The following is a 6,020-nucleotide window of genomic DNA, read 5'->3' as shown; positions in this document are numbered from 1 at the left end:
ATTAATGATTTTAACTTCATATTGTAAGTTAAAATAGATGTTATGTTTTAAAATTTAAACTTCAACCGCATATTTGCTTTGTTGTATTAACAGCAGTAACCAGTAACACAAAGCGACCATGTGCGGAATTTTAGCAATAATAGGAAAAGGAAAAGACGAGGCATTAGTAAAACAACTCAGCAAAAGGATGTCGCATCGCGGCCCTGATGAGAGCGACCTTTATGTAACAGAGAAAGGGCATATACTAAGCCACGAGCGCCTGTCTATTATAGATGTTAATGGTGGCAGGCAGCCCATACAGGGCAGCCAGAATGCCTGGATGGTGCACAATGGCGAAATATACAACCATAAGGAACTGCGCGAAACAGTATTAAAACACCATACTTTCCGGACGCATTCTGATTCGGAAGTTATAGTGCACCTGTATGAGGAGTTTGGTTACAGCTTCTGCAATATGCTAGATGGTATGTTTGCCTTTGTTGTGGTTAACGGAGACGATTTTATAGCAGGGCGCGACCCGCTTGGTATCAAGCCACTGTATTACGGGCTTGATGAAAGGGGGCGCATTTATTTTGCCAGTGAAATGAAAGCCATTGCCGACCAGTGCCAGACGTTCTCTACTTTTCCGCCGGGGCATTACTACACTCCGCAAACAGGATTTGTAAAGTACTACAGGCCGCAATGGGAAGACGCTGCTAAAGCTGTTGAGGAGACTGATTATACAGCCATAAGGGAAACACTTACTGCCGCTGTACAGAAAAGGCTGATGAGCGATGTGCCTGTTGGTGTATTGCTTTCAGGCGGATTAGACTCGTCATTAACATCAGCTATTGCAGCACGGCTGATGAAAGAGAAAGGCGAAATATTGCATTCATTTTCTATTGGTCTTACCGAAGATGCGCCAGATGTTGTTGCGGCGCGAGAAGTAGCGGCATTTTTAGGCACGCAGCACCACGAAATATATTTCACGGTAGAAGAGGGTATAGCCATACTTGATAAGCTGATATGGCACTTAGAAACCTATGATGTAACATCGGTAAGGGCAAGTACGCCTATGTATTTTCTTTCGCAGGCAATTACTAGGGAGGGGGTAAAGGTTGTGCTCTCCGGCGAAGGGGCCGATGAAATTTTCGGGGGTTACCTGTATTTCAGGAATGCGCCTTCGGCAGCCGATTTTCAGAAAGAAACTATAGAGAGGGTACAAAAGCTTTTTACCGCCGATTTGCTGAGGGCAGATAAATCTACCATGGCACACGGGCTTGAGGCAAGGGTACCGTTTCTTGACAAAGCTTTTTTAGAGCTTGCCGTTAAAATAAACCCGTCAGAAAAACAGCCCCAAACCTATAATGGAATAGAAAAATATATACTTCGCAAAGCGTTTGACACACCACAACAGCCTTACCTGCCGGATAGTGTGTTATGGAGGCAAAAAGAACAGTTTAGCGATGGGGTAGGGTATAGCTGGATTAACAACCTTATAGATTATTGTGCCGATATGGTAACCGATGAAGAGCTGGCTAATGCCCAGGAACGTTTCCCTTATAACACCCCGGCAACTAAAGAGGCATATTACTACAGGTCGGTTTTTGCAAAGCATTTCCCACAGGTTAGTGCGGCACAAACCGTAAGGCGCTGGATACCCAAGTGGCAGGCCAATACCGACCCAAGCGGCAGGGCTAACGAAGCACACATAAATGCTGATACCGCTTTATCTTGCCCGGTAAAAATAGATATTGCAGTATAATTTCAGGTTTTTTGGAATTTAGTTTGTTTGTTTGTAGAAAAGCGCTCCCTCACAGGGGGCGTTTTTTGTTTGTGTAGCTTTATGCTGCTATCAAATACAGCAGTTTGTGGTGTTTTTTGCATATCATCAGCATAGTTGGTAACGAATAGTTAGTTTTAATAAATTGTTAATAACTTGGATGCTAAAAACACCCGTTTTGCACAAATATCCTTAGCGTTTTCTTATATTTGTTCGTTAAACTTAAAATTTCGTTAAGAACATATTTTTATGAGTGAGGAAATAAAGAAGAACAATTATTCGGCAGACAGTATTCAGGCCCTTGAGGGTATGGAGCACGTAAGGATGCGTCCTTCCATGTACATTGGCGATGTGGGTACGAGGGGTCTTCACCACCTGGTTTATGAGGTAGTTGATAACTCTATAGATGAGGCACTTGCCGGTCATTGTGATACTATTTATGTTACCATTAATGAAGATAACTCCATTACCGTAGAAGATAATGGTCGCGGTATACCGGTAGATATACATAAAAAAGAAGGCGTATCGGCACTTCAGGTTGTTATGACCAAAATTGGTGCAGGCGGTAAGTTTGATAAAGATTCCTATAAAGTATCGGGTGGTTTGCACGGTGTGGGTGTAAGCTGCGTTAACGCGCTTTCAGACCATTTAAAAGCGACCGTTTTCCGCGAAGGTAAAATCTACGAGCAGGAATATGAAAGGGGGAAGGCAATATATCCTGTTAAGCAGGTTGGCGAAACAGAAAAGAGGGGTACTACAGTAACCTTTAAGCCTGATGCATCTATATTTACCCAGACTACAGAGTATTCTTACGATACGCTTGCAGCACGTATGCGCGAACTGTCTTTTCTTAATAAAGGAATAACCATAACGCTTACTGATAAAAGGGAAACAGATAAAGATGGCAACTTTGTTGCTGAAAAGTTCCATTCAGAAGAAGGGCTTAAGGAGTTCGTTAAATTTCTTGACGGTAACCGTGAACCGATTATTGCCAGTGTAATAAGTATGGAAACTGATAAAGGCGATGTGCCGGTAGAGGTTGCCCTTGTGTATAACACCAGCTATACAGAAAATATATTTTCTTACGTAAACAATATTAATACCCATGAAGGTGGTACACACCTTTCCGGTTTCAGAAGGGGTTTAACCAACACCCTTAAAAAGTATGCCGAAACATCAGGGATGCTCGAAAAGCTGAAATTTGAAATTTCTGGAGATGACTTCCGCGAAGGCTTAACAGCAATCATATCGGTAAAAGTACAGGAACCGCAGTTTGAGGGGCAAACCAAAACCAAGCTGGGTAACCGCGAGGTAGTTGCGCCGGTAAGCCAGGCGGTATCTGAAATGCTGGAAAATTACCTTGAAGAGAACCCTAACGATGCCAAAATAATTGTGCAAAAGGTTATTCTTGCGGCACAGGCGCGCCATGCAGCCAAAAAAGCACGCGAAATGGTGCAGCGTAAAACAGTTATGGGCGGTGGCGGACTTCCGGGTAAATTATCTGACTGTTCTGAGCAGGATCCGGCAAAATGCGAAATATTCCTTGTAGAGGGTGACTCTGCCGGAGGAACTGCAAAGCAGGGAAGGGACAGGGCATTCCAGGCAATTCTTCCGTTAAGGGGTAAAATACTTAACGTAGAAAAAGCCATGCACCACAAAGTATTTGAAAACGAAGAGATACGTAATATTTTCACGGCTCTTGGTGTAACTATAGGTACGGCTGAAGACAGCAAGGCACTTAACCTTGAAAAGCTCCGCTACCATAAAGTGGTTATTATGTGTGATGCCGACGTTGACGGCAGCCACATTTCTACGCTTATACTAACGTTCTTTTTCCGTTTTATGAAAGAGCTTATAGAGAACGGGCACGTATATATTGCTACGCCTCCTTTATACCTTGTTAAGAAAGGGAACCGAAAAGAGTATGCATGGACAGATAACCAACGCGACCAGATAAACCACAGTATGGGTGGCGGCGCCAGCATTCAGCGTTACAAAGGTCTTGGAGAGATGAACGCAGAGCAGCTTTGGGATACTACCATGGACCCTGAGCGCCGAACACTACGCCAGGTAAGCATAGACAGCTTAACAGAGGCCGACAGGATATTCTCTATGCTTATGGGTGACGAAGTGCCACCACGAAGGGAATTTATTGAGAAAAATGCCGCTTATGCCAATATCGACGCATAAGTTTGGCTTTACAATATTTTTTGCTGCAGCACTGTTATTTACAACGGGCAAAGCTGTTGCGCAATCAAACACAGAAGTTTTAGAACAAATGGGGCATCTTATAGACGATGCCCTGTTTTTTTCTAACCAGTATGTTACCCCCGCTACAGATGCTGCCGTTTACCAGGCTGCTTCTGGGTGGATAACAAGTCCGAGAAAACGGGAATTGTGGGATGTATCTCTTGGCATACATACCAATGTGTTTTTTACACCGAAACGTGACAGGGAATTTACTATAATCAATTCTGATTTTACTTTTTTCCAACTAGAGGAGGGGACTTCTGCAACAGTGCCTACCGCTTTGGGAAATGATGACCAGGTATATCTTACCGGTATGCTTGGCGACAGCGAGGTGAGGCTCGAAACGCCGCAGGGCATGGATATGCAAACCGTTGCCTATCCATATCTTCAGGGTTCGGTTGCGCTATGGGGCGGCACAGAACTCGTGGCGAAATATTCTACACGTGTAAGGCTGAAAAAAAGCAACTACCAGGTATATGGTTTTGGTATTAAGCACAACATAAGCCAGTATTTAGACAGCCTTCAGCAAAAAAAAATCCATATAGCTGTTTTAGCTGCCTATTCTAATGAAGATGTTTCCTTTAATTTCCTTGATATTAAAACGGATTACGGAACGCTCGGCATAAGCGAGATAAACGGCATAGTAGATACATGGCATTTTCAGGCAAGCGCTTCTAAAGAATTTGGCAAGTTCGAGGTTTTGGGCAGCTTTATATACAGTACGAGCGATGTTGAATATAAGGTGGGCGGAGAGAAAGGGAGTATAGAGTCGATAATACCGTTACAGGATGTGCTGAACACAAGGCTGAAAGAGATTTACAAAACAAGGGTTAATTATATAGGCGAAGCAGGAGTTTGTTATAAAATTAATAATTTTTCTGTGCAAACTATACTTGCTTTTGGTAAATTTGTAAACACAAATATCTCTTTACAATATTTATTTTAAAAATTAACCAATTTAAAAAAGACATTATATTATGAAAGTTACCATTGTAGGTGCCGGTAATGTAGGCGCTACCTGTGCAGACGTAATATCATACAGGGGAATTGCGAGTGAAGTGGTTTTACTGGATATTAAAGAAGGTTTTGCCGAAGGCAAGGCTATGGATATCATGCAGTGTGCAACCACTACAGGCTTTAACACAAGAGTATCAGGAAGTACTAATGATTACAGCAAGACTGCAGGCAGTAATGTTGTGGTTATTACTTCGGGCATACCAAGAAAACCGGGTATGACAAGGGAAGAGCTTATCGGTATAAATGCAGGTATTGTTAAATCAGTTGCCGATAATGTATTGCAGCACTCGCCGGATGCAATTATTGTAGTAGTATCTAACCCTATGGATACTATGACATACCTTACTCTTAAAGCTACAGGATTGCCAAAGAACAGGATTATAGGTATGGGTGGTGCTCTTGACAGCTCACGCTTTAAATACTACCTCTCAACTGCGCTAAACAAACCTGCTAATGACGTTCAGGGTATGGTAATAGGAGGTCACGGTGATACAACAATGATACCGCTTACAAGGCTTGCGTCTTATAACGGTGCGCCTGTATCTCAGTTCCTTTCTCAGGAAGTGCTTGATAAAGTAGCTGCCGACACTATGGTGGGTGGCGCTACGCTTACAGGGCTTTTAGGTACCTCTGCATGGTATGCGCCGGGAGCTTCTGTTGCTTATCTTGTAGACAGCATACTTAACGACCAGAAGAAGATGATACCATGTTCTGTAATGCTGGACGGCGAGTACGGGCAAAACGATATTTGCATGGGAGTACCGTGTATTATAGGTAAAAATGGTATAGAAGAGATTGTAGATGTACAACTTAACGATAAGGAAAAAGAATTATTTTCTAAAAGTGCTGATGCTGTGCGCAGTATGAATGATGCATTAAAATCTGTGCTTGCATAATAATGTACATGCAAGTTAACAAGGCTGCCACTGGCAGCCTTTTTTTTAAGATATTATTTGGAAATAAATTGTTTAATCTTATGGTAAATTATATA

Annotated in this window: 4 protein-coding genes; all 4 read left to right on the top strand. The window is 42.6% G+C overall.

The window, feature by feature from the left end; translation table 11 throughout:
* The first annotated feature begins 118 nt into the window (after positions 1–118).
* The 4 genes from asnB to mdh all read left to right on the top strand — a co-directional run bounded on the left by asnB (position 119) and on the right by mdh (position 5,925).
* Complete coding sequence (gene asnB, locus Q0K96_RS02080; RefSeq protein ID WP_297332351.1) at positions 119–1,744, top strand: asparagine synthase B; 1,626 nt, start codon at positions 119–121, stop codon at positions 1,742–1,744.
* Positions 1,745–2,011: 267 nt separating this feature from the next.
* On the top strand, positions 2,012–3,952 hold the full coding sequence (gene gyrB / locus Q0K96_RS02075) for a DNA topoisomerase (ATP-hydrolyzing) subunit B (protein ID WP_297332350.1): 1,941 nt from the start codon (positions 2,012–2,014) through the stop codon (positions 3,950–3,952).
* Complete coding sequence (locus Q0K96_RS02070) at positions 3,933–4,958, top strand: DUF6588 family protein (RefSeq protein WP_297332349.1); 1,026 nt, start codon at positions 3,933–3,935, stop codon at positions 4,956–4,958. The genes gyrB and Q0K96_RS02070 overlap by 20 nt, the downstream gene beginning before the upstream one ends.
* A 31-nt stretch (positions 4,959–4,989) precedes the next feature.
* Positions 4,990–5,925 carry a malate dehydrogenase gene (gene mdh / locus Q0K96_RS02065; protein WP_297332348.1) on the top strand — a complete coding sequence of 312 codons (936 nt, stop codon included), beginning with the start codon at positions 4,990–4,992 and terminating at the stop codon, positions 5,923–5,925.
* Positions 5,926–6,020: the final 95 nt, after the last annotated feature.

The sequence above is a fragment of the Flavobacterium sp. genome, assembly GCF_024305175.1.
GTDB lineage: Bacteria > Bacteroidota > Bacteroidia > Flavobacteriales > Flavobacteriaceae > Flavobacterium.
The sequence above is the reverse complement of the archived record's forward strand: the minus strand, read 5'-3'. Positions and strand labels throughout refer to the sequence as shown.

Excerpts from the sequence above, each read along its gene's own strand:
- gyrB (WP_297332350.1), top strand. The coding sequence starts at position 2,012 with ATGAGTGAGGAAATAAAGAAGAACAATTATTCGGCAGACAGTATTCAG.
- mdh (WP_297332348.1), top strand. The coding sequence starts at position 4,990 with ATGAAAGTTACCATTGTAGGTGCCGGTAATGTAGGCGCTACCTGTGCA.
- Q0K96_RS02070 (WP_297332349.1), top strand. The coding sequence starts at position 3,933 with ATGCCAATATCGACGCATAAGTTTGGCTTTACAATATTTTTTGCTGCA.
- asnB (WP_297332351.1), top strand. The coding sequence starts at position 119 with ATGTGCGGAATTTTAGCAATAATAGGAAAAGGAAAAGACGAGGCATTA.